General features: G+C 67.3%; 20 protein-coding genes. 15 read left to right on the top strand and 5 right to left on the bottom strand.

Features of this window, described 5'->3' with window-relative positions; all coding sequences use genetic code 11:
- The first annotated feature begins 40 nt into the window (after positions 1–40).
- Genes MG068_RS15965 through MG068_RS15955 form a run of 3 tightly spaced genes read left to right on the top strand, consistent with a single transcriptional unit; the run spans position 41 to position 8,521 of the window.
- The gene (locus MG068_RS15965; RefSeq protein WP_132810644.1) at positions 41–6,733 is read left to right on the top strand and encodes an Hpt domain-containing protein; all 6,693 of its coding nucleotides are present in this window, start codon (positions 41–43) and stop codon (positions 6,731–6,733) included.
- Positions 6,720–8,060 carry a chemotaxis protein CheB gene (locus MG068_RS15960; protein ID WP_132810643.1) on the top strand — a complete coding sequence of 447 codons (1,341 nt, stop codon included), beginning with the start codon at positions 6,720–6,722 and terminating at the stop codon, positions 8,058–8,060. Before MG068_RS15965 ends, MG068_RS15960 begins: the two co-directional genes overlap by 14 nt.
- A complete protein-coding gene (locus tag MG068_RS15955) occupies positions 8,057–8,521 on the top strand; it encodes a chemotaxis protein CheW (RefSeq protein ID WP_032130103.1) in 465 nt (154 codons plus the stop codon). The genes MG068_RS15960 and MG068_RS15955 overlap by 4 nt, the downstream gene beginning before the upstream one ends.
- A 103-nt stretch (positions 8,522–8,624) precedes the next feature.
- Here MG068_RS15955 and MG068_RS15950 read toward each other — a convergent pair whose 3' ends face one another.
- Positions 8,625–9,362 carry a 16S rRNA (uracil(1498)-N(3))-methyltransferase gene (locus MG068_RS15950; protein ID WP_071228213.1) on the bottom strand — a complete coding sequence of 246 codons (738 nt, stop codon included), beginning with the start codon at positions 9,360–9,362 and terminating at the stop codon, positions 8,625–8,627.
- Positions 9,353–10,744 carry an adenosylmethionine--8-amino-7-oxononanoate transaminase gene (bioA, locus tag MG068_RS15945; RefSeq protein ID WP_240792081.1) on the bottom strand — a complete coding sequence of 464 codons (1,392 nt, stop codon included), beginning with the start codon at positions 10,742–10,744 and terminating at the stop codon, positions 9,353–9,355. The genes MG068_RS15950 and bioA overlap by 10 nt, the downstream gene beginning before the upstream one ends.
- Positions 10,745–10,821: 77 nt before the next feature.
- Here bioA and nudE point away from each other — a divergent pair, with 77 nt between their 5' ends.
- The 9 genes from nudE (at position 10,822) to gcvH (ending at position 17,137) form a co-directional block, all read left to right on the top strand.
- On the top strand, positions 10,822–11,385 hold the full coding sequence (gene nudE, locus MG068_RS15940; protein WP_010482713.1) for an ADP compounds hydrolase NudE: 564 nt from the start codon (positions 10,822–10,824) through the stop codon (positions 11,383–11,385).
- Positions 11,382–12,185, top strand: a complete 804-nt coding sequence (gene cysQ / locus MG068_RS15935; protein WP_049400405.1) for a 3'(2'),5'-bisphosphate nucleotidase CysQ — start codon at positions 11,382–11,384, stop codon at positions 12,183–12,185. Before nudE ends, cysQ begins: the two co-directional genes overlap by 4 nt.
- A gap of 13 nt (positions 12,186–12,198) precedes the next feature.
- Positions 12,199–13,038, top strand: a complete 840-nt coding sequence (gene mazG / locus MG068_RS15930) for a nucleoside triphosphate pyrophosphohydrolase (RefSeq protein WP_050509869.1) — start codon at positions 12,199–12,201, stop codon at positions 13,036–13,038.
- On the top strand, positions 13,035–13,364 hold the full coding sequence (locus tag MG068_RS15925) for a YnfA family protein (RefSeq protein ID WP_032130110.1): 330 nt from the start codon (positions 13,035–13,037) through the stop codon (positions 13,362–13,364). Before mazG ends, MG068_RS15925 begins: the two co-directional genes overlap by 4 nt.
- A gap of 245 nt (positions 13,365–13,609) precedes the next feature.
- Positions 13,610–13,912 (top strand): Mpo1-like protein, encoded by a 303-nt coding sequence (locus tag MG068_RS15920; RefSeq protein WP_049422150.1) that lies wholly within the window; start codon positions 13,610–13,612, stop codon positions 13,910–13,912.
- A gap of 66 nt (positions 13,913–13,978) precedes the next feature.
- Positions 13,979–14,938 (top strand): SPFH domain-containing protein, encoded by a 960-nt coding sequence (locus MG068_RS15915; protein ID WP_005410704.1) that lies wholly within the window; start codon positions 13,979–13,981, stop codon positions 14,936–14,938.
- A 1-nt stretch (position 14,939) separates the two neighbouring features.
- Positions 14,940–15,380, top strand: coding sequence for an NfeD family protein (locus tag MG068_RS15910; protein ID WP_132810641.1), 441 nt, complete (start codon positions 14,940–14,942; stop codon positions 15,378–15,380).
- Between the two features lie 155 nt (positions 15,381–15,535).
- Complete coding sequence (gene gcvT, locus MG068_RS15905) at positions 15,536–16,648, top strand: glycine cleavage system aminomethyltransferase GcvT (RefSeq protein ID WP_071228209.1); 1,113 nt, start codon at positions 15,536–15,538, stop codon at positions 16,646–16,648.
- 93 nt (positions 16,649–16,741) lie between these two features.
- Positions 16,742–17,137, top strand: a complete 396-nt coding sequence (gene gcvH / locus MG068_RS15900) for a glycine cleavage system protein GcvH (RefSeq protein ID WP_132810640.1) — start codon at positions 16,742–16,744, stop codon at positions 17,135–17,137.
- Positions 17,138–17,429: 292 nt separating this feature from the next.
- On the opposite strand, the gene MG068_RS15895 is transcribed toward gcvH, so the two are convergent.
- Positions 17,430–17,729: a hypothetical protein gene (locus MG068_RS15895; protein ID WP_125895567.1), complete on the bottom strand. Its 300-nt coding sequence runs from the start codon at positions 17,727–17,729 to the stop codon at positions 17,430–17,432.
- Positions 17,730–17,750: 21 nt separating this feature from the next.
- Here MG068_RS15895 and MG068_RS15890 point away from each other — a divergent pair, with 21 nt between their 5' ends.
- Positions 17,751–18,431, top strand: a complete 681-nt coding sequence (locus MG068_RS15890; RefSeq protein WP_182266552.1) for a histone — start codon at positions 17,751–17,753, stop codon at positions 18,429–18,431.
- 119 nt (positions 18,432–18,550) lie between these two features.
- Here MG068_RS15890 and MG068_RS15885 read toward each other — a convergent pair whose 3' ends face one another.
- Positions 18,551–19,444, bottom strand: a complete 894-nt coding sequence (locus tag MG068_RS15885) for a LysR family transcriptional regulator (RefSeq protein ID WP_132810639.1) — start codon at positions 19,442–19,444, stop codon at positions 18,551–18,553.
- A gap of 114 nt (positions 19,445–19,558) precedes the next feature.
- Between MG068_RS15885 and MG068_RS15880 the strand changes: the two genes are divergently transcribed.
- Complete coding sequence (locus tag MG068_RS15880) at positions 19,559–20,317, top strand: SDR family NAD(P)-dependent oxidoreductase (protein ID WP_049400632.1); 759 nt, start codon at positions 19,559–19,561, stop codon at positions 20,315–20,317.
- Between the two features lie 107 nt (positions 20,318–20,424).
- Here MG068_RS15880 and MG068_RS15875 read toward each other — a convergent pair whose 3' ends face one another.
- Complete coding sequence (locus tag MG068_RS15875) at positions 20,425–21,822, bottom strand: serine hydrolase domain-containing protein (protein WP_132810638.1); 1,398 nt, start codon at positions 21,820–21,822, stop codon at positions 20,425–20,427.
- A 286-nt stretch (positions 21,823–22,108) separates the two neighbouring features.
- Here MG068_RS15875 and MG068_RS15870 point away from each other — a divergent pair, with 286 nt between their 5' ends.
- Entirely contained in the window at positions 22,109–23,437 is a 1,329-nt protein-coding gene (locus tag MG068_RS15870) for an NTP/NDP exchange transporter (RefSeq protein WP_132810637.1), read from the top strand.
- Positions 23,438–23,505 lie beyond the last annotated feature (68 nt).

Here is a 23,505-nt window from a genome sequence, read left to right as displayed (position 1 = left end):
ACTCGCGCGGCTTCCGCGCGGCGGCGAACGGAGCGCGTCCATGAGCAGTCTGCGCGATGCGATGAGCCACGCAGCGCTGGGCTGGGTCAAGCCCGAGCTGGACGAGACCCTGCGCCAGGTGCGCAACGAGGTCGAGTACTACGCGGAAGACCCGGCCGATGCCAGCCGCATGCGCATCTGCGCCGGCTACCTGCACCAGGTGCAGGGCACCCTGCGCATGGTCGAGCTGTACGCCCCGGCGATGGTGGCCGAGGAGCTGGAGCAGCTGGCCAATGCCATCGGCGCCGGTAGCGTGGCTGATCGGGATGAAGCCTGCGCGACCCTGATGCGTGGCAGCGTGCTGCTGCCCGACTACCTGGAGCGGCTGCAGAACGGCCACCGCGATATTCCGATCGTGCTGATGCCGCTGCTCAACGAAATCCGTGCCGCGCGTGGCGAAGAGGGCGTGCATGACAGCGTGCTGCTGGCGTTCGCGCCGGACAGCGTCAGCGCCACCGAGGCCGAGCTGGACCATGCCCGTGGCAGCCTGAGCGGGCGCAACCGCGAGCTGCTGGATACCGTGGGCAGCGCGGTGAAGGAAGAACTGCTGCGCATCAAGGATGCGCTGGACCTGCACCTGCGTACTGGCGGTGCGCCCGAACAGCTGCAGACCCAGGCCAACGAACTTGGCGCCGTGGCCGATACGCTGGGCATGATGGGCCTGGGCGTTGCCCGCGGCGTGGTCGTGCAGCAGCGCGATGCGCTGCGTGGCGTGGTCGAAGGGCGCCAGCAGATCGACGAGAACCTGCTGCTGGATATCGCCGGCGCATTGCTCTACGTGGACGCGTCGCTGGACGACCAGGTCGCCCATCTGGGCGCCGGCGGCAGTGGCGAAGATGACCCCAGCGCGGTGGAGAACCGGCGCACGGTGGAGGTGCTGGCACATGAGGCCATCGCCAACTTCGCCGCCGCCCGCGAGCATTTCGTCGCCTTCATCGAAACCAGCTGGAACCATGCCGAGCTGCAGGACGTGCCGCGCCTGCTGGGCGATGTGTCCGGTGCGCTGCGCATGCTCGACCTGAACACCGCCGCCGATTACCTGCGCGGTGTGCAGCAGTACATCGAAGCCGAGCTGATCGGTCGCCAGCGCGTGCCCAGTGGCCGCCAGCTGGACACCCTGGCCGATGCCATGGCCAGCCTGGAGTACTACCTCGAGGCTCTGCGCGACCGCCGCCCGGGCCGCGAGGACATCCTCGACATCACCCGCAGCAGCCTTGAAGCGCTGCGCTATTGGCCGTTGCCGGACCGCAATGCGGTGGAGCCTGTTGCCGCCGCGCCGATTCCGTTCGCATCGCTGCTGGTGGACCGCGAGCCGATCGCGCTGCAGGCCGAGCCGCTGCAGCCGGAGCCCATCGAGATTCCAGTGCAGCCGGCCGCGCCCGCCGCCGGCACGGTGCCGGTGCCGCTGCCGGACTTCACCTTCGATCCGCCACCGGCCACGCCTGCACCGGAGGTGGTGGACAACCGCCTGATGTTCGGGGCGCTGGGGAGTGTCGCCTCCACACCGCTGTCGCTGCATGACGACGCGGATGCACCGCTGGTCTTCGCCGCCTCCAGCGCGCCTGCGCCCGAGGTACCGCAATGGGATCTCGCACCGTTCCATCCGGACTCCGAGCCGACCGCGAGTGCCGAGGACGAGCGCAGTCCGACCTTCGCCAGCTTCGACCCGGTCAGTTTCGAACGGTCCGAAACCAGCGTGGAACCGGCGCCGCAGTGGACACTGTCGGAGGCAACACCGCCGGCATTGGCCGATGTGGCTGTGATGGATGTCGAGGACGACGTCGACGCGTCGGTGCCCTTCGACACCGCTGACGTTGCCGCGCCCGTGTTCGACCCGGTGGCTGCCGAGCACGATGTGGTCGCCGCCGGTGACGACGTGGTGTTCCGTTTCGACGCCGATGCGCTGGACAATGCCGACGACGTGCTGTCGCTGCATGCGATGGAGACGCTGTCGCTGGACGACGACGCCGGATTGCACCCGGCGCTGGAGATCGTCGATCCCGCTGCATCCGTGCGGGTGGACGAAAGCCCTGTGGTTGCCGAAGCGGACGCGGTTCCGGCGGATGTGCAGGAGGACGTGCCCGCGCCGATGGCCGAGGTGCTGACGCCGGTCTCCGATGCACCGGCACCGGCGGTGTCGGTGATTGATATCGACACCATCGCGCCCATCGACTTCAGCGAAGCCGACGCGCAGTTCTTCGCCGAGCTGAGCGCCGCGGCGGCCGACTTCAATCCGCAGGCCATGGCGGCTCCGCACGCTGCGGACATCCCGGTCGTGGCCGGCACCGAGACCGGCTTCGAGGCCGGCTTCGACGACGATGCCGAGAACATCGACGAGGACATCCGCGAGGTGTTCCTGGAAGAGTTCGACGACGAGCTGGCCAACCTGGGCACGCTGCTGCCGGCATGGCGCATGCAGCTGGACAACATGGACCGGCTGCGGCCGATCCGCCGCATCTTCCACACCCTCAAGGGCAGTGGCCGCCTGGTGGGTGCACGCACCCTGGGCGAGTTCGCCTGGAAGATCGAAGGCATGCTCAATCGCGTGCTCGATGGCAGTCGCCCGGCCACTCCGGCGGTGCTGGCGATGGTCGACAACGCCCATGCCGCGCTGCCGCAGCTGAACGCCGCGCTGCGCCATGGCCAGCGCATCAGCGTGGACCTGCAGGCGATGCGGGCCATTGCCGATCGGGTCGGTGCCGGCGAGGAGACCTTCTACGTGCCGTTGCCGGCTGCGGCCGCACCGGCAGCGACACTGGCCGAGTCCGAAGGCGAAGACGAAATCAGCCGCCTGCTGGAAGCCGAGGCCGCTGCGTCGGCGCAGGCCGATGCCACGGCGGTGGCGGAAGACGCCGGTACCCCGGCCAACATCGACAGCGTACTGCGCGAGATCCTCGAGGCCGAGGTCGAAGTCCACCAGGCGACCCTGCAGGAATGGCTGCGATCGGCGCAGCAGGCACCGCAGCCGGTCAGCGACGCACTGCTGCGTGCGGTGCACACCATGAACGGCGCCTTCGCGATGACCGAAGTGCCGGAAATCACGGCGGTCACCGGCGGTGCCGAGTCCTACATCAAGCGCGCCCTGGCCGCCGACGTGGTGCCTGGCGACGAGGGCGTAGCCGCACTGGATGCGACCGCGCAGGCGATCACCGCGACCATGGAGGCGCTGCAGGCCGAACAGCCGCGGATTGTTCCGCAGGGCGCGCTGGTGCAGCGGCTGCAGGCATTGGCCGGCGAGCTGCCGGAAGCGCGCTGGCCGCTGTTCGCGCTGGAAGACGAGGACGAAGAGGGCGTCGAGCTGGCGCCTGATGCCGAGCAGGCATCCGCGGCCGAAGCGCCGCTGGCCGGGCTGGACACGCTGGACGAAACCAGCATGCCGTCCGCTTTCGATGCGGCGACCGATCTCATTGCCGAGCCGCAGTCGCATGCCGAAGATGCGCTGGAACCGGTTCCAGCTGCAACCGGGCTGGAGGCGCTGGACGTCGCAGCCGACAGCGGCCTGGACGTGGGCGAGCTGACCGCCAGCGACGATCTTTCGCGTTACTTCGACGCCGGCTGGCCGTCGGTGCCGGGCGAAGGTGAACCTGCCGCGGCGGACACCGGCGCGATTGAATCGATCCAGCCGATTGAAAGTGCGCCTGATGTTGCCCAGGACGAATCAGATGCCGTGCCGGCGATCGCGACGGTCGACGACGCTGACCTGACCATGGCGGACGATCTGTCGCCGTACCTCGACGCCAGTGCGCTGCCGGTGGATGACCGCGACGCGGAAGAGTTGCCGGTGTCTGCGGAAGTTGACGCGATCGACCTGAATACGCCGTTGCCGTTTGATTCGGACAGTGACGATGACAACGTCATTGACGACGCTGCTGCACTGCCACTCGACAGCGAGCTGTCGAGCCTGCAGGATGAAATGGCTGTGCCGGGTTTTGCAGAACCGGTCACGCTGGCAGCCGCGCTCGAGGCCGGCCTGCACGTGATCGCGGAGGAGCAGACCCTGGACGACGACGGGCAATGGCCCGTGATCGGCCTCCAGGCCAGCGAACTCGCGCCGGGTGAGGCAGATGCCTTTGCCGAGGATGCGGACGTCGGCGGGGAGGCGGCGGTCGGTGAAGGAGAGAGCGCCGATCAGCCGTCCCCGGCGACGGTGATTGAGGAGATCACCGCAGAGGCGCCGCAGGGCGGCACTGCTGCGGTGCGCTTCTTCGAAATGGAAGACGCACCGGGCCAGGGCACGGTCAATACTGATGCACAGGTTGCAGCGACAGACATCGTGCCGCGTGCGCCGCACCACGAGCAGGCACCTTTTGCGGCGGATGCCGAGGACGGCGCCGATGCACTCGACTTCAGCGTGTACGACCGCGAGCTGGTCGATATCTTTGTCGAGGAAGGCAAGGACCTGCTCGACCACTGCGATGGCCTGATCAGCGAACTGCGCGATGCACCGCAGGACCGCGAGGTGCTGGCCGGCCTGCAGCGTGACCTGCACACCCTGAAGGGTGGCGCACGCATGGCTGGCATCAACGCCATCGGCGATCTCGGCCACAGCATCGAATCGCTGCTGGAGGCGGTGGCCGCTGGCCGCACCGAGATCGAGCGCCGCGACGTGCAGTTGCTGGAGCGTGGCTTTGACCGCCTGCACCAGTTGCTCACCCGCACCGGCGCGCACCGCGTGGTGGAGCCGGCGCAGGATCTGGTCGAAGCCTTCGAGGTCCGCACCACCATCGATATCGCCGCAGCCGCTGCGGCCGCGCGTGTGGCAAGCGAGATCGAGACCGTGCCCGCACAGGCCGCGGGCCCGCTGGCGACCCTGATCGAAGCGCCGCTGTCGGCTCCGCTTCCGGCCGAGGGCGTGGTCGATGAAGATCCGCTGGCGCGTCCGCAGCAGGAGCAGGTGCGCGTGCGTGCCGACCTGCTCGACCGCTTGGTCAACCATGCCGGTGAAGTGGCGATCTACCGCTCGCGGCTTGAACAGCAGCTGGGTGCCTTCCGTGGTGCCATGGGCGAACTGGAGCGCACCAATGCGCGACTGCGCGACCAGCTGCGGCGACTCGACCTGGAAACCGAGGCGCAGATCGTCGCCCGCTACCAGCGCGAACAGGACCAGGCCGACCAGAAGTTCGATCCGCTGGAGCTGGACCGCTTCTCCACCCTGCAGCAGCTCAGCCGTGCGCTGAACGAGTCGGCGGCCGACCTGGGGGGCCTGCAGGGCGTGCTGGACGATCTGTCGCGCCAGTACGATTCGCTGCTGCAGCAGCAGTCGCGCGTCAGCTCCGAGCTGCAGGATGGCCTGATGCGCGCGCGCATGGTGCCGTTCGATGGCCTGGTGCCGCGCCTGCGCCGCGTGGTCCGCCAGTCCGGCATGGATACCGGCAAGCAGGTCCACCTGACCCTGGAAGGAACCCACGGCGAACTGGACCGCAACGTCCTCGACCGCATGGTCGCGCCGCTGGAACACATGCTGCGCAACTCCGTGGCCCATGGCCTGGAAGCGCCGGAACAGCGCCGCGCCGCCGGCAAGCCGGAGGAGGGCGAGATCGCCATCCGCCTGCACCGCGAAGGTTCGGAAATCGTGCTGGAAGTGGCCGATGACGGTGCTGGCCTGGACCGCGAGGCGATCCGCCGCCGCGCCATCGACCGTGGCCTGCTGGCCGCCGATGCGCAGCCGAACGAGCAGGAGCTGGACAACCTGATCTTCGCGTCCGGCTTCACCACCGCCGACCAGGTCAGCCAGCTGGCCGGTCGTGGCGTGGGCATGGACGTGGTGCGCAACGAAGTGCGCCAGCTCGGTGGCTCGGTCGACATCCAGTCGGTGCGGGGCCAGGGCGTACGCTTCACCCTGCGCCTGCCGCAGACGCTGGCCGTCACCCAGGCGGTGTTCGTGCAGATCGGCGAAACCACCTTCGCGGTGCCGGTGGCCTCGGTCAGTGGTATCGGCCGCCTGTCGCGCGAGCGTTTCGAAGCCGCCGACAGCAGCTACCGTTACAGCGGCGAAGACTATCCGCTGTACGACCTCGGCAGCCTGGTCGGGCAGGCCCCGGCGCGTGCCGATGGCCAGGACCAGGTGCCGCTGCTGCTGGTCCGTGCCGGTGATCTGCGTGCCGCCGTGGCGATCGACCAAGTGCTGGGCAACCGCGAAATCGTGGTCAAGCCGGTCGGCCTGCAGATCGCGTCGGTGCCGGGCATCTACGGTGCCACCATCACCGGCGATGGCCGCGTGGTGGTGATCCTGGACGTGGCGCCGCTGGTGCGCCGCTTCCTCGCCAACCCGACGCTGCCTGTGCTGGCCAACGCACCGCGCCAGGAGCGCCAGGTGCCGCTGGTGATGGTGGTCGACGACTCGCTGACCATGCGCAAGGTCACCGGCCGCATCCTCGAACGCCACAACTTCGAGGTCAGCGTCGCCCGCGACGGCGTGGAAGCGCTGGAACGCCTGGAAGAGCGCGTGCCGGACCTGATGCTGCTGGATATCGAGATGCCGCGCATGGATGGCTACGAGCTCGCCACCGCGATGCGTGCCGACCCGCGCTACAGGGACGTGCCGATCGTGATGATCACTTCGCGCAGCGGTGACAAGCACCGCCAGCGCGCCTTCGAGATCGGTGTCCAGCGTTACCTGGGCAAGCCGTACCAGGAACTGGACCTGATGCGTAACGTGTACGACCTGCTGGGGATCGCCCGTGTCCGTGAGTGAAACCCAAGCGGCTCCGGCCGTGGCCCTGCTGGCCCGTCCCGGCGCGGCGCGTGAGCGCCTGCGTGAGGCGTTGTCGCACGCCGATGTGCAGCTGGTGCTGGAAGATGATCCCAACACGCTGGAGACGCGGGTCCTGCAGGAGGCGCGCCCACAGTTCGTGGTGATCGCGCTGGAAGCCGCCATCGAGGACGCCTTGGAGCGCCTGGAAGCGGTGCTGTCCGCACCGGGCCTGACCCTGGTCTTCGACGAGGCCGAACTGGCTGCACGTCGTGATGGCTGGGAGGCTCAGCGCTGGGGCCGTCATCTGTCCGCCAAGCTGCATGGCCACCAGCAGGTGTTGCCGCCGGGGGCCGAAGAAGAACCCAGCCTGCAGTTGGAGCCGGGCCACCCGGCACCGCCACCGGCGCCGCAGGAAGAAGCGCTGCAGCCGCACCTGGAGCAGGCATTGAGCTGGGCCGACGAGGTCCCCGCTGACACTCTGTACTCGCCGCCTGTACAGCTGCACGAACCGATCGCGCTGGAACAGGCGCTGGCGGCCTTGCAGCCGGTGGTGCCTGAGCGGCTGGAGGCCCCCGCACTGCCGTCGCTGGCAGAGACCGCGTCCGCAGCACCGCCGCTACCGCCGGTCTCCTTCGACCACACCGCCTGGTCGCTGGTCGAGGACGAGGCCGACGCCTCGGCAACCGCTCCGCACCACGCTGCCGTGGAGGCTCCGCTGCCTTCCTTCGATACCGGTCATCTGAGCCTGGTCGATCTGGATGCCGCAGCGCCCGTGGGCGCACGCGCCGGATCGCTGCTGGTGCTGGCCGGCATCGGTGGCCCGGATGCGCTGCGTCGCCTGCTCGGCGCGCTGCCGCCTTCGCTGAGCGTGCCCGTCCTGGTGCACATGCGCCTGGATGGCGGGCGCTACGGCAACCTGGTCAAGCAGATGGCACGCGTGTCGCCGTTGCCGGTGCAGCTGGCTGAAGCCGGCCAGCGTGCAACTCCGGGTGAAGTGCACGTGCTGGCCGATGACATCGGCGTGCAGGCAGCCAGTGACGGCCTGCATTTCGTCAGCGACGCGCAGGGCATTGCGATTGCCGCGCTGCCAGCTGACCACACCGCGCTGGTCCTGCTCAGCGGCGCTGACCTTGCGCATGTTGGTCCGGCGCTGGATCTGGCCGCCGCCGGTGCATGGGTGGCCGGGCAGGTGGGCGAGGGCTGCTACGACCCGGCTGCAGCCACGGCGGTGGTTGCTGCCGGCATGGTGGCCGGTGAACCGCAGGAACTGGCGCAGGCGATTGCCGCGCGCTGGGGTGAGCAGGACGACAACGGAGAAGCACCATGAGCTATGCCAGCAATGACGAAATCCGTGGCGTCCTGATCCAGGCCGGCAACGCGCGCGTGCTGCTGCCCAATGCCACCGTGGCCGAAATGATGTCGCGCGTGCCGGTGCAGCCGGTCTCCGGTGCGCCGCGCTGGCTGGTCGGCGAGATCGGCTGGCATGGCTGGCAGGTGCCGCTGGTGTCGTTCGCACGTCTTTCGGGACTGGGCGAAGAAGCCGTGGGCGGCCACAACAAGGTGGTGGTGCTGAAGGCCCTCAGCGGCAACGCGCAACGCCCGTACTACGCCCTGCTGACGCAGAACTTCCCGCAGCTGATTTCGGTGCCGCGCGACGGCCTGCTGGCTGACGCCTCGGAAGAAACCCTGCCGGACATCGTGCACATGCGTGTGCTGCTGGGCGAGCAGAGCGCGCTGCTGCCGAACCTGGACGCGCTGGAAGCCGCCCTGGATTCGCTGGCGGCCTGATCGGACATCCGCCGGTCGGGTTCCCGGTAGTGCCGGCCGCTGGCCGGCAACCGCATGATTACGTGGAGGCCGGCCAGCGGCCGGCACTACCAGGAATCGGGCCTTACCCCAGATCCCCCAACCGTGCCTGCAACGCTGCAATCGCGGCCAGGCCGGCCGTTTCCGTGCGCAGGATGCGCGGTCCCAGCTGCAGGCCCTGGAAGCCCGCGGCCGCCAGTTGATCACGGTCGCGTGGCGACCACCCCCCTTCCGGACCGATTGCAATCACGATGCCCCCGGCAGGCGCGGCGTCCAGCGTCGACAGCCTGTGCGCACCCTGCGGGTCCAGGGTCAGCCGCAGCGTATCGGGCGGCAGCGCCGCTGCCGCCTGCGCCAGCGACAGCGGGGATCCCACCTGCGGAATGCGCGCGCGCCCGGACTGGCCGCAGGCCGAGGTCACCACATTGTTCCAGTGCGCCACGCGCTTCTCCGCCCGTGCTGCATCCAGCTTCACCTCGGTGCGCTCGGCGTTGACCGGAATGATCGCCGCCACGCCCAGTTCGGTGGCTTTCTGCAGGATCAGGTCCATCTTCTCGCCACGGGCGATGCCCTGCAGCAGGGTGATCGCCAGCGGCGATTCGTTGTCGATGGCCTGCACGGCGTCGATGCGCACCTGCACTTCGCGCTTGCCGGCCACGGTCAGCGTGGCGCTGTAGTCATGGCCGTCGCCGTTGAACAGCACACAGGTATCGCCCTCGCGCAGGCGCATCACCCGCACCAGATGGTTGGCGGTCTCTTCCGGCAGGGTCACGGTCTGGCCGCTGTGCAGCGCCAGGTCGATGGGGCAGCGGGTCACGCGCATGCAATCGCCTCGTCAATCGCCGCCAGCGTGGTATGTGCCAGCAGCTCCAGTTGTTCGTCATCCACGCAGTAGGGTGGCATCCAGTACAGCACGTCGCCCAGCGGACGCAGTACCACACCGCGCTTCAGCGCGGCCTTGTAGGCGTGCAGGCCCAGCCGCATGGCCGGGTCGAACGGTGTGCGCTTGTTGCCATCGCGCGACAGCTCGAACGCCACCACCATGCCGGCCTGGCGCACGTCGGCCACGTGCGGATGGTCGCTGAACGGTGCGGCCAGCGTGCCCATCACCGAGGCGATGCCGCGGTTGCGGGCGATCACATCGTCGTCGCGGAAGATGTCCAGCGTCGCCAGCGCGGCCGCGCAGGCCAGCGGGTTGCCGGTGTAGCTGTGCGAGTGCAGGAACGCGCGCTCGCGCGAGTCGTCGAGGAAGGCGTCGTACAGTGCCTGCGTCGCCAGCACGGCGGCCAGTGGCAGGAAGCCGCCGGTCAGGCCCTTGGACAGGCACATCAGGTCCGGCATCACCCCGGCCTGCTCGCAGGCGAACAGGGTGCCGGTGCGGCCGAAGCCGGTGGCGATCTCGTCGGCGATCATGAACGCGCCGTGGGCATCGCACAGTTCGCGCACGCGCTGCAGGTACACCGGGTCATGCATGCGCATGCCGCCCGCGCACTGCAGACGAGGTTCCAGGATTACCGCGCAGATCTCGCCCGGATGCTGGTCGAACAGCGTGGCCAGTCCATCCGCCGCCTGCCGCGCGCGATCGGCTGCGCTTTGGCCGGGCTCGGCCAGGTAAGCGTCGGGCGAGGGCGCGAACAGGCCTTCGGCCAGCAGCGGCGCGTAGACGCGGCGATACAGCGGGATGTCACCCAGCGCGAGCGCGCCCAGGGTTTCGCCGTGGTAGCCGTTTTCGAGTGCGATGAAGCGCGTGCGCCGCGGCTCGCCACGGTTCTGGAAATACTGGAAGGCCATCTTCAGCGCCACTTCCACGCCAGCTGAACCGTTGTCGGCGTAGAACACCTTGGCCAGCGGCTCGCGGCCGGGCTGCCGCGGCGCCAGCGCCAGCAGGCGTTCGGCCAGGGTGATCGCCGGCTCGTGGCCGAAGCCGGCCAGCATCACCTGTTCCAGCTGCCCGGCCTGGGCGGCAATGGCACCGCCGATGCGCGGCTCGGCATGGCCGAACAGGTTGGTCCACCAGCTGCTGACCGCGTCCAGGTAGCGGTTGCCGTCGTGGTCGAACAACCAGGCGCCCTGGCCGCGTGCGATCGGGACCAGTGGCAGGGTGTGCGGATGCTCGCGCATCTGCGTGCACGGGTGCCACAGCACCTTGAGGTCGCGTTGCCGCCAGTGCTCGACCAGCGGGGAGGGGGTTGGGTCTGCTAGCATTTCGGGCTCATGAACATGTTGCTGCCTGCACATTCTATCGGCCCCGGCGCAGGCGCCGGCCGCCGCGGAGATTCCGCATGAACGATGACCGTGCCGGCCGTCGCTTGCCGATCATCCATCGGATCACCGATGAGGAGAACGGTCCCTTCCAGCGCCAGCACCTGGACCTGGAGTTCTCCAACGGCGAACGCCGCCGCTTCGAGCGGCTGGTCAGCCGGGGGCATGGCGCGGTGGTGGTGGTGCCGATGCTCGACGACGAAACCGTGCTGCTGGTACGTGAATACGCCGCCGGCATGCACCGCTACGAACTGGGCCTGGTCAAGGGCCGGATCGATGCCGGCGAGACCCCCGAGCAGGCCGCCGACCGCGAACTGAAGGAAGAGGCCGGTTACGGCGCGCGCCGGGTGGACGTGCTGCGCGCGATGACCCTGGCCCCGACCTACATGAGCCACCAGTCGTGGCTGGTGGTGGCGCGCGACCTGTACCCGGAAAAGCTGGCCGGCGACGAGCCGGAAGAGCTGGAAGTCGTCCCGTGGAAGCTGGCCGAGTTGGACCAGCTGATGCTGCGCGAGGACTTCTCCGAGGGACGCTCGCTGGCGGCGCTGTTCATTGCCCGCCAGTGGCTGCAGGGATTGCGATGATCAAACTGACCACGGACCTGCGCGAGACCGCCATCGCCATTGCCCAGGAAGCCGGACAGGCCATCATGCAGGTCTATGCCGATGGCTTCGACGTGCAGCTCAAGGACGACAACAGCCCGGTCACCGCCGCCGACCTGGCCGCCAACCAGGTCATCGAGCAGGGCCTGCAGCAGCTGACCCCGGATCTGCCGATCCTGTCCGAGGAATCGGCGCAGGTACCCTGGGAGCAGCGCCGCCACTGGGGCGCCTACTGGCTGGTCGATCCGCTCGATGGCACCCGTGAGTTCGTCAAGCGCAACGGCGAGTTCAGCGTCAACATCGCGCTGATCTACCAGGGCGCACCGGCCTTCGGCGTGGTGTTGGCCCCGGTGACGGGCATCGTCTGGCATGCCATGCGCGGCGAGCTGGCCTATCGCCGGCAGGGCCTGCACGACACCGTGCTGCGCACCCGCACGCCGGCCACCGCACCGCTGCGGGTTGCCGCCAGCCGCTCGCACCGCTCACCGGAAACCGAGGCGCTGCTGGCGCGCATGGGCCGCATCGAGACCATCGCGCAGGGCTCGTCGCTGAAATTCTGCCGGATCGCCGAAGGTGGTCTGGATGTCTATCCGCGTCTGGGCCCGACCTCCGAATGGGACACCGCCGCCGGCCAGTGCGTGCTGCACGCCGCCGGTGGCGCGGTGCTGTCGGCGGCGACCGGCAAGCCGTTCCGCTACAACCGCCGCGAGACCCTGTTGAACGGCGATTTCATTGCCCTTGGTGATACCAGCCTGCCCTGGCGCGACTGGTTGTCCGACTGACCCTGGAGGCCGCATGAGCGCGCATGACACCCCCATCGCCGGCAGTGCAGCCAGCAACGAACTGGAACGCCTGCTGGCGATCATGGCGCGCCTGCGCGATCCGCAGGGCGGCTGCCCCTGGGACCTGGAACAGAACTTCGCGACCATCGCGCCGTACACCATCGAGGAAGCCTACGAGGTGGCCGATGCGATCGACCGTGGCGACCTGGATGATCTCTGCGATGAGCTGGGCGACCTGCTGCTGCAGGTGGTGTTCCATGCGCGCATGGCCGAGGAGCAGGGCGCCTTCGCCTTCGCCGAGGTCGCGCGCGCGATCAGCGACAAGATGCAGCGCCGCCACCCGCACGTGTTCGCCGATGTCAGCGTCGATGACGCCGACGGGGTGACGCGCAACTGGGATGCGATCAAGCGCGCCGAGCGAGTCGCCAAAGGAGAGCAGGACACTTCCGCGCTGGCCGGCATCTCGCGTGGCCTGCCGGAATGGCAGCGGGCAGTGAAGCTGCAGTCGCGCGCGGCCAAGGTCGGTTTCGACTGGCCGGGCCCGCTGCCGGTGCTGGACAAGGCGGCGGAGGAACTGCAGGAGCTGCGCGAGGAGTTCGAGCGCGGCGATATTGCCGGCAACAAAGCGCGCCTGCAGGAAGAGCTGGGCGATCTGCTGTTCGTCTGCGCCAACCTGGCACGCCATGCCGATATCGATCTGGGTGCGGCGCTGCGCGGGGCCAACCACAAGTTCGAACGCCGCTTCCGTGCGATGGAAGCGCAGGCTGACGCCCAGGGTGGAGCGCTGGCGTCGATGGACCTGGATGCGCAGGAAGCACTGTGGCAGCACGCCAAGGCGGCGGAGAAGGCGTGAAGACGCTCGCGCTGTTCCTGCTGACCGCGCTGGCCGAAATTGTCGGCTGCTACCTGCCGTGGTTGTGGCTGCGCAAGGGCGGCAGCGTGTGGCTGCTGCTGCCGGCTGCCGCCAGCCTGGCCCTGTTCGCCTGGCTGCTGACCCTGCACCCGACCGCCAGTGGCCGGGTCTATGCGGCCTACGGTGGTGTCTACATCGGCACCGCGCTGTTCTGGCTGTGGCTGGTCGATGGCATCCGCCCCAGCCGCTGGGACCTGTTCGGCGCAGCCCTGTGCCTGGCCGGCATGGCGGTGATCATGTTCGGGCCGCGCACGCCCCCGGTGTAGCGTCGAGCCATGCTCGGCCGCTTCGGCTTTTGTAGCGTCGAGCCAGGCTCGACCGCTTCCGCTCTTATGTAGCGTCGAGCCATGCTCGACTGCAACTGGGAGGGCCAATCGAGCATGGCTCGACGCTACAAAGGCAGCGCCACCGGATCGTGCACTGCCTTGTCAGAATCGGCCACGCCGTCCAGGCCGCTTTCCCTCCCGGGAAGGCGCATGATGGCGGTGACCACGGCCCCCGGAACACGCACATGTCCCGCTTCGCCAGCTTCCGCGAGTTCTATCCGTTCTATCTCAGCGAGCACCGCCACCCGGTATCGCGCCGGCTGCACTTCGTCGGCAGCTGCGGCGTGCTGCTGCTGGTCGTTGCAGCGATCCTGCGCGGGCAGCCGGTGCTGTTGCTGGCCGCCCTGTTCTGCGGTTACAGCTTCGCCTGGGTCGGCCATTTCTTCTTCGAGAAGAACCGCCCGGCCACCTTCCAGCACCCGCTGTACTCGTTCATGGGCGACTGGGTGATGTTCGCCGACATCCTGCGCGGGCGCGTGCCCTGGTAGCTCCGCTGTGAATGTGGCCTTCACGCGCTATGCTGGGGCCTGGACGTCATAGATAAGGAAAGCAAGATGTTCCCGACCATGTTCTTTACCGTGGTACTGGCCTTCGTGGCCGTGGTGATCCTGTTCAAGGCAGTACGGATGGTGCCCCAGGGCTACGAGTGGACCGTCGAGCGCTTCGGGCGCTACACGCACACCATGACCCCCGGCCTGCATTTCCTGATCCCGATCGTGTACGGGGTGGGGCGCAAGGTGAACATGATGGAGCAGGTGCTGGACGTGCCCAGCCAGGAAGTGATCACCAAGGACAACGCCGCCGTGCGCGTGGACGGCGTGGTGTTCTTCCAGGTACTGGATGCCGCCAAGGCCGCCTATGAGGTGGCCAACCTGGAAGTGGCGATGATCGCCCTGGTGCAGACCAACATCCGTACCGTGATCGGTTCGATGGATCTGGATGAATCGCTCAGCCAGCGCGAGGTGATCAATGCCCAGCTGCTGAGCGTGGTCGACCATGCCACCAATCCCTGGGGCGTGAAGGTCAACCGCATCGAGATCCGCGACATCCAGCCGCCGCGCGATCTGCTGGATGCGATGGCGCGGCAGATGAAGGCCGAGCGCGAAAAGCGCGCGCAGATCCTCGAGGCAGAGGGTTCACGGCAGTCGGAGATCCTGCGCGCCGATGGCGAGAAGCAGGCCACCGTGCTGGAAGCCGAAGGCCGTCGCGAAGCCGCGTTCCGCGATGCCGAGGCGCGCGAGCGCCTGGCCGAGGCCGAAGCGATGGCGACCAAGGTGGTGTCGGCGGCGATTGCCGAGGGTGACGTGCAGGCGATCAACTATTTCGTCGCGCAGAAGTACGTGGAAGCGTTCAAGGAGCTGGCCAGTTCGCCGAACCAGAAGCTGGTGCTGATGCCGATGGAGGCCAGTGGCGTGATCGGTTCGATCGCGGGCGTGGCCGAACTGGCGAAGCAGGCGCTGGCCAGCCAGGACAACAAGGCCGCCGGCAAGCGGCCGCCGCCGCTCGGAGGCTGACATGCGCTGGGAAGTCGTCGGTTGGGGCGCGCTGGCGCTGCTGCTGTTCGCGGCCGAAGCGCTGGCGCCGGGTGCGTTCATGCTGTGGATCGGCATTGGCGCGGCGGCAGCGTTCGTACTGGTTGCGGTGTTCAGCGACATTCCACTGTTGTGGCAGGTGATCGCCTTCGTCCTGCTGAGTGTGGTCTCGATCCAGTGCTACCGGCGCTGGGGGAGGCCGCGGGCACGGCCCAGCGATGCGCCGTTGCTCAACCGCCGTGCCGAGCAGCTGGTCGGCCGGGAGGTCGCATTGCAGCAGGCCATCATCGGCGGCCAGGGACGGGTCAGCATTGACGATGCGTCCTGGCAGGTGAGCGGTCCGGAGTTGCCTGCAGGTACGTGGGTGCGGGTGCGCAGCGTGCAGGGCACGGTGCTGGTGGTCGAGGCCATGGCCCAGGGCTGAGGCTGCGGTGGTTTGGCCGCGTCCGCGGGTCGTCAAGGCCAGCGGGCGCGGTCGCATGAGGTGTGCTTGCAGATGGCCGCTGCGCTGCGGCACGCCTGCGGGCGACCGATCTGGGATAATGGGGATTCTTGTTTCCTCTGCTGCCGGACCCGGTCATGACCCAGAAGACGCTGCTCAACGATACCCACCGCGCCCTTGGCGCCAAGATGGTCGATTTCGGGGGTTGGGACATGCCCATCCACTACGGCTCGCAGCTCGACGAGCACCACCTCGTTCGTCGCGAGTCGGGTGTGTTCGACGTCAGCCACATGACCGTGGTCGACCTGCGCGGTGACCAGGTCAAGCCGTTCCTGCGCCGCCTGCTGGCCAACTCGGTCGACAAGCTGAAGGTGACCGGCAAGGCACTGTACTCGTGCATGCTGAATCCGCGCGGCGGCGTCATCGACGACCTGATCGTCTACTACCTGGGCGACGATTTCTTCCGCATGGTGGTCAATGCCTCCACCCGCGAGAAGGACCTGGCCTGGCTGCGCGAGCAGGCTGCACCGTTCGGCGTCACCGTCGAGCAGCGCCCGGACCTGGCCATCCTTGCCGTGCAGGGCCCGCAGGCACGCGACATCGTCATCGGCCTGGCCCGCGAAAGCGATCGCGCAGCGCTGGCCAAGCTGGGCCGTTTCGCCGCCCTGCAGGTGCGGTCCGATGATGGTGTCGAACTGTTTGTCGCCCGTACCGGTTACACCGGCGAAGACGGCTTCGAAATCCTGCTGCCGCAGGACGCCGTGGTCGCGTTCTGGAACCGCCTGCTGGCGGCGGGCGTGAAGCCGGCCGGCCTCGGCGCACGCGACACGCTGCGCCTGGAAGCCGGCATGAACCTGTACGGCCAGGACATGGACGAAGAGATCAGCCCGTACGAAGCGGCGCTGGCCTGGACCGTGTCGCTGGACGAAGGTCGCGACTTCATCGGCCGCGACGTGCTGGAAGCGCAGAAGGCTGCCGGCACCGCGCGTCAGATGATCGGTCTGGTGATGGACGAGAAGGGCGTGCTGCGCCATGGTCAGGCGGTGACCACCGCCGGCGGCCAGGGCGAGATCCTGTCCGGCACCTTCTCGCCGACCCTGGCCAAGGGCATCGCCTTCGCCCGTGTACCGGCCGGTGAACTCGGCGAGGTCACCGTCGACATCCGTGGCCGGCAGGTGCCGGTGCGCGTGGTCAAGTTCCCGTTCGTGCGCGAAGGCCAGGCCCAGCCCGGCGTGCTCGCCGACGCCTGATCCGAAACTGCCGATCGTCACTGACAGCAGTGGCGGCCGGTTGGTTACACTAGCCCCGTTTTTTCCACCCCTGCATATCTCTGGAGCAGTCCCATGAGCGAGATCCCCGGCGACCTCAAGTTCCTCAAGTCCCATGAGTGGGCCCGTGTCGAAGGCAATGGCCGTGTCACCGTCGGTATTTCCGACCACGCCCAGGGCCTGCTGGGTGACCTGGTCTACGTCGAACTGCCGGAAGTCGGCGCCGACGCAAAGGCGGGCGAGCAGATCGCCGTTGTCGAGTCGGTGAAGGCCGCCTCGGACGTCTACAGCCCGATCAGCGGCAAGGTCGTCGAGGTCAACTCGGCGCTGTCCAACAAGCCGGAAACCATCAATGAAGATGCCTACGGCGAAGGCTGGATGTTCGTGGTCGAACTGACCAACGCTGAAGAGGTCAACGAACTGCTGGATCCGGACGCGTATGCCGAAGCCCTGGAAAACGACGACCACTGAGTCGTCACTTCCGGGTTCTGGAACGGCCACCTTCGGGTGGCCGTTTTGGTTTTGGCGAGTGCGTCGGACTCATGACGGCGGGTTCGCTCTGCACCCTCGGCGTGGCATCAGCCGACAGACGAACGGTGCCGATCAGCGTGCGCAGTTTTGCGCAAATCCGCGTTTCCGCCCCGCGCCGAAGCGATCGAATGTGAAAACTTTTCGCCCCCCGTTGCGGCCCCGTTGTGCTGGCGTCGGCCACGGTGCGGGTGACCATCGGCGATGCACGTGCGCTGTTGTCCGGAACATGTGCCTATCTGCGCAGAGTGCTTATTTCAAGTGTTTTTTGTTCAGAGAGCGCATCGACTTCGTCGTATGCGGCGCGCGTGCGCGCCGCTTCAATGGTCGTTGCAGGGCGCGCACGGCGGTGGCGAGGGCGGCGTCCGGGATGGCGCGGATGTGAAAATTTTTCGCGGGGGTTGTTGACAGTAAAAAAAACCGTGATTAGGTTTCGCCTCAGCAGACCTTGCCTGCCCAACCGAGTGCGCAGAATCAATCGTCCGATGCGAAGCAGCCCCTTCAAGACCACCGCGACCCTGATGACGGTGGACATGGCCCCGCTTCCCCCGGAGAAATGCAAGGCAACTCCCGTTCCGATGTCCGCTCCGCCGATCGAGGCGGGCATTGCCGCATCCGTAACGGCGCGCCTGACGCGCCGGCGGTCCCCGCACGCAGCATCCGCGGGTTTGATCCACCTGGGCGTTTCAACTCCCTATCACTGACGAGGAGCCATCCCATGGCAACCAAGAAAGCTGCGAAGAAGAAGCCCGCCGCCAAGAAAGCGGTGAAGAAGGTCGCGAAGAAGGCCGCTGCCAAGAAGGCAGTGAAGAAGGTCGCGAAGAAGGCGACCGCCAAGAAGGCAGTTAAGAAGGCTGCGAAGAAGGTCGCCAAGAAGACCACTGCGAAGAAGGCAGTGAAGAAGGCGGCGAAGAAGGTAGCCAAGAAGTCCACTGCCAAGAAGGCCGTCAAGAAGACCGCGAAGAAGGCCGTCAAGAAGGTAGCCAAGAAGGCCACCAAGAAGACTGCCAAGAAGGCAACGGCCCGCAAGCCGGCCAAGAAGGTCGCGAAGAAGGCCACTGCCAAGAAGGCCGTCAAGAAGACCGCCAAGAAGGCAGTAAAGAAGACCGCGAAGAAGGCGACCAAGAAGGCTGCCCCGAAGAAGGCAGCGAAGAAGGTTGCCAAGCGCAAGCCGGCCGCCCGCAAGAAGAAGGCTGCTCCGGTCGCTCTGCCGGCAACCCCGGCGCCGCTGATCTAAGTACTTCCCGATAGCCGCATCCTGAAACCCCCTTCCCTGACTGCCCAGCGGGGAGGGGGTTTTTTTATGGGCCGTTTGCAGGGTCGAGCCGTGCTCGACTGCTTTTCTGACGGTCGACGCTAGCGGTGCGGGGCCGGTGGAAAGCGCTCTATCAGGAAGTCCAGGAAGCTGCGCAGGCGGGTCGAGTGGTAGCGATCGTGGGCGTAGACCACGTGCATCGGCCGACCGGTCTGGCCGAACTCAGGGAACAGCTGCACCAGGCGTCCGGTGTCGATGTCGGCAGCCAGCAGCAGTGCCGACTGCAGCACGATGCCCAGCCCGTGCAGCGCTGCCGTGCGCAGCGCTTCGCCGTTGTTGATCTGCAGCCGGCCGCCGGGCACACGCTCGAGTTCGCCAGCGTCGGCCTGCAGCCACTGTGCGAGTGCGCTCGGTTCGAAGGACAGGCACTGATGCAGGGCGAGGTCGCGCAGGCTGCGAGGCGTGCCATGCCTGGCCAGGTACGCCGGCGATGCGCACATCATCAAGCGATACGGTGCCAGCGCACGCGCCACCAGCATGCTGCTGTCGGCCAGCGTGCCGATGCGCAGCGCCGCTTCGAAACCCTCCTCGGCGAGGTCGACCACGCGGTCGCTCAGCGTGACTTCGACCCGGACATCCGGATGGCGCGCCATGTATTCGGCCAGTGCCGGTACCAGTGCGTGCGTGCCGAAGATCACCGGCGCACTGATGCGCAACGTGCCCGCCGGTGCCAGCTGCTGGTGCTGCGCCTGTGCGTCCGTTTCTTCCACCAGCCGCAGGATCTCCCGGCAGCGGGTGTAGTAGTCCTCGCCGAAGGGCGTCATGTGCTGGCGCCGGGTAGTACGGCTCAACAGCTGCATTCCCAGCCGTGCTTCCAGCGCACGCAGGTGCTTGCCGGCCATCGTCGCCGAGATATCCATCGCCGCCGCCGCAGCGCTGAGGCTGCCCTTGTCCACGATCAGCACGTAGACCTGCATGCTCTCCAGCAGATTCATCTGACACCCCGGGTGTTGAATGCTGAAACCTGCGCGGAGTTTATCAATCAGGGGTGATCAAACAGCATGTACTGGACGGGCCGGATGTACCGGCTGGCGGATTGGGAGAACATCATGGATCTGGGGCTTGAAGGGCGTACCGCGCTGGTCACCGGGGCGGGCAGTGGCATCGGTGCCGGTGTGGCCAGGCTGCTGGCGGCCCAGGGAGTACGCATTGCGATCAGCGCACGGCGTGCCGAGCCGCTGCATGCACTGGCGGCGGAGATCGAATCTGCAGGCGCGCCGGCACCGATCGTCCTGCTGGGCGACCTCACCGATGCGGAGCAGGTACGCCACATTGCGGATGCAGCCTCGGCGGCACTGACGCGTGTCGACATCCTCGTCAATGCGGCTGGAGGAGGCCGGCCGACCACGGTGGATGCGGGGGACGATGTCTGGGAGGAAGCCATGGCCTTGAACTTCTCTTCGGCACGACGCCTGACCCAGGCACTGCTGCCGGCGATGCAGGCGCAGGGCTGGGGGCGGGTGATCAACCTCAGCGGTTCAATGGAACCGCGCGCGGTGAATGCTGCCACGGCGGCGAAGGCGGCGTTGCATCTGTGGAGCAAAGGGCTGTCGTCGGCGCTGGCCTCACAGGGCATCACGGTCAATGCAATCGCGCCGGGACGCATCAACAGTGCTCAGATCCGGGACCGGCTGCATCCAACCGAGGAAAGCCGGCGTGAGTTCATCGAACGCAACATTCCGATCGGGCGTTTTGGTGATCCGGAGGAAGTGGCGCCGCTGGTGGCCTTTCTGGCCTCGCCCTTGGCCGGCTACATCACCGGCGCGGTGATTCCGGTGGATGGCGGCATGCACTACTTCGCGCATTAGCCTTCCGTTTGTAGAGTCGAGCACTGCTCGATTGCTTTGCTCTACAACTGCCACTAAAAAGGGCGACCCGCAGGCCGCCCTTCGCACACACGATGAAGCCCGCCAACTCAGCGCGGCGAGGCCACCGCACGGTTGCTCGAAGCACCCTTGCCCTTGCGCTTGTCCTGCTGTGCCGGGCTCGCGCCTTCGGCCATCAGGTTGTCGCTGCCGAAGTCGGTGTCCACGTCCAGCCAGCGCTGCGTCGGCAGGCCGAGCGCGGAATCGAGCACCGTCGGCAGCAGGCCGCTGGGCAGGCCGCTTTCGCCGTTCCACATGATGGCGATGCCGAGATCGCGTTCCGGCACCAGCGCGACCAGGCCGCGATAGCCCTGCACGGCACCGGCATGGAACACCACATCGTGGCCGGCGTAGTCGAAGGTGCGCCAGCCCAGTGCGTAGCCGGCCGAATGCAGGCGCTCGCGGCGCCAGCCCGAACGCATTTCGCCCGGGGTGTTGATCAGGCTCGAATGCAGGGTGGCCAGCAGCGGTGCCGGCAGCACGTCCGGGCGATGGCCGGTGTGGGCCAGCAGCCACTGCGCCATGTCGCTGGCGCTGGCGTTGACGCCGGCGGCCGGGGCGACGCGGTAGTAGGTCGGCTTCGGTGTCAGCGACACCCAGCCATTGCGGCTGCGCACGTGCGGACGCGCCCAGCGTGAGCTGGCCTGGATGCCGGCCAGGCCGAGGCTGGCATCGTTCATGCCCAGCGGCTTGAAGATGCGGCGCTCGACCGACTGCTCGTAGAAGCTCCCCGAGGCGGCATAGACCACGTCGCCGATCAGGCTGAAGGCCACGTTCTGGTAGGCGTAGCAGTCGCCCGGCAGGCACTTCAGGCTGGTATTGGCCAGCTTCTGGGTGAGTGCGTAGTACTCGGCGTTGCCTTCGATGTCGCGGTCGTAGGCGTTGTACGGCAGGCCGACGCGGTGGCTGAGCACGTCGGCCACGGTCAGGCGATCGGTCGCTTCCGGAGAGTTCAGGCGGAAGCCCGGCACGTAGTCGGTGACCTTGCTGTCCCAGCGCAGCGTGCCATCGTTGACCAGCAGTCCGGCCATGGTGCCGGCGAAGGCCTTGGACAGCGATGCCAGGCGGAACACGGTGTGGGCGTCGACCGGCAGCGGGTTGTTGACGTCGGTAACGCCATAACCACGCGCGCTGAGTACGCGGCCACCCTGCACGATGGCCACGGCCATGCCGGGCACACGCTCGCCATAGGTGAGCTGCTGCGCCATCGATTCGATGTTGGCCACGTTGAAGCCGGCCGCCGGCGGCTGCACCTGCGGCACCAGGCCGGTGCGGTAAGCGGCGGGCTGGGTGTGGGCGACGGCGGTGGCGGCGGATTCGATGTTGGCCGGCATCGGCGGCAATGGCGGCGGGGTCTGCGCGGTGGTGGACAAGGCAACGGGCATCAACATGCCCAGCAAACCGGTGGCCGCCGAACGGATCGGACGACGCAGGCTGTTCTTTTTCATCGTGGAGACCCGTGCGCGACTGCTGATGGCGATTCTAGCGCCGCTTTTCCCTTGTGCACAAACAAAGCGAAGATGAATGCGCATCTCGTTGAAAAAGTTGGAATTTTGACACCCCGAAAGCATGTGTCGGAACGTGTCGTCCGGGCGGGGCCGTGACACTGCGTTGCGGCCTTCTGCGAGGCTGCTGCTGGCGATGTTGCAGTGCATTGGCTAACGTACGCGCTTCACCGCCCCCGGAGCCTGCCATGCCGCTGTCCAACCGCCGTCTTCTGGCGAGGGACACCGCGTGAGCGCGGTGAAGGACAAGGGGCCGTTGCGTGGGCTGACGGCGGCACTGCGTGAGTCGCCGGCGCTGTGGTGGTCGTTCCTGTACTTCTTCTGCCTGCTCAGCGGCTACTACGTGCTGCGCCCGGTGCGTGAGGCGATGGCCGCCTCGGCCGACCTGGAAACGGTGTTCCCGCCGATGCTGATCGCCTGGTTCGCCAGCCATGGCATCGCGCTGAAGGATTTCGTCCTGCAGTTCCTGTTCTCCTGCGTGTTCGTGATCATGCTGGTGCTGCAGCCGGTGTACGGCTGGCTGGTCAGCCGCTTCCCACGGCGGGTGTTCCTGCCGGCGGTGTATGGGTTCTTCATCGTCACCTTGCTGGGTTTCTACGTACTGTTCGACAGCGGTGTGCCAGGCCGCGGCATGGCGTTCTTTTTCTGGATCACCGTCTTCAACCTGTTCGCGGTGGCGGTGTTCTGGAGCTTCATGGCCGATGTGTTTTCCAACGCGCAGGCACGTGCCTTCTACGGTTACATCGGCGCGGCCGGCACCATCGGTGCCTTTCTCGGGCCGATCATCACCGGTGCACTGGTGCAGCGTGTGGGCATCGCCAACCTGATGCTGGTCTCGGCCGGATTCCTCGCCATCTGCCTGTTGAGCATCTGGCGACTACGGCACTGGGCGGTGCTGCGTGAGCAGGAGCAGCAGCTGGTATCCGGCGAGCAGCCGATGGGGGGCAGCGTGCTGGACGGTCTGAAACTGATCGTGCGTGAGCCGTTGCTGCGCTGGCTGGCGATCATGGTGGTGTTCGGTGTGGGCGTGGGCACCCTGTTGTACAACCAGCAGGCCAGCATCGTGCGTGCGGCGTTCAACGATGCAGGCGCTGCCACGGCCTTCTTCTCGCGTATCGACCTGGCGGTGAACGCACTGGCGCTGCTGATGCAGCTCGGCCTGACCCGCTGGCTGCTGTCGCGCCACGGTATCGCGCCGGCCCTGTTGATCCCTGGTTTTGCGATCCTGATCGGCTTTTCGGTGCTTGCCGCTTCACCCATGCCGTTGATGGTCGCAGTGGTGCAGGTGATGACCCGCGCCAGCGAGTTCGCATTGGCCAAGCCGGCACGCGAAACCATCTATACCCGCGTGGACCGGCAGTGGCGCTACAAGGCCGGTGCGGCCATCGATACCGTGGTGTACCGCGGCGCGGACCTGAGCTTTGCGTGGGTGCACAAGGGCTTGTCGTTGTTTGGTTCACACGTGGTGTTCATCGGCGGCGTGGTGGTTGCCGCGTGCATGACCGCCGCCGCATTCGGTGTGCTGCGCGAAGAAAAGAAGCTGCCGCGCGACCGCTGAGCCGCGCGGGGTCGGCTCCCTCTCCCACGGAGAGGGCTCTGACCCCATCACCCCATCCATCTATCCAA

The sequence above is a fragment of the Stenotrophomonas sp. ASS1 genome (assembly GCF_004346925.1).
Lineage (GTDB): Bacteria > Pseudomonadota > Gammaproteobacteria > Xanthomonadales > Xanthomonadaceae > Stenotrophomonas > Stenotrophomonas maltophilia_A.
Note: the sequence above shows the minus strand (reverse complement) of the source record. Positions and strands in the feature narration are given on the sequence as shown.